The sequence below is a fragment of the Cutibacterium namnetense genome (assembly GCF_001642025.1).
In the GTDB taxonomy this organism is placed as follows: domain Bacteria; phylum Actinomycetota; class Actinomycetes; order Propionibacteriales; family Propionibacteriaceae; genus Cutibacterium; species Cutibacterium namnetense.
Genome location: NZ_LWHO01000018.1, coordinates 1 through 255, shown reverse-complemented (window position 1 = coordinate 255; position 255 = coordinate 1). Strand labels below are relative to the sequence as shown.

General features: G+C 66.3%; 1 protein-coding gene. It reads right to left on the bottom strand.

Going from position 1 to position 255, the window contains the following annotated elements; genetic code table 11:
* A partial coding sequence (locus A5483_RS12280) for a hypothetical protein (protein ID WP_206598489.1) occupies positions 1 to 220 on the bottom strand: 220 nt, incomplete at its 3' end.
* Between the last annotated feature and the right edge of the window lie 35 nt (positions 221 to 255).

Genomic DNA, 255 nt, shown 5'->3' with positions numbered 1-255 from the left:
CGGCGGCACGCATCCGTACCCCTGGTACTGTGCCCAGCTGGTCGAAGGGAACCCCACCACCGCCAACCACACTGGTAGCCCCAGATGAGGCCCTGGTAGAGGCATTGTGGCTCTGGGACGTTCCCGGAGCTGCGGTGGCCGGGTTAGTGGCGAGGTGACCGGCGTGATCGTCGCTGCCATGCATCCGAGTTACTGCCACCCTGGCTGCGCCTGCAGCCACAGCGACCGCTAGAAGAAGACCCGCTATGCGCGTGC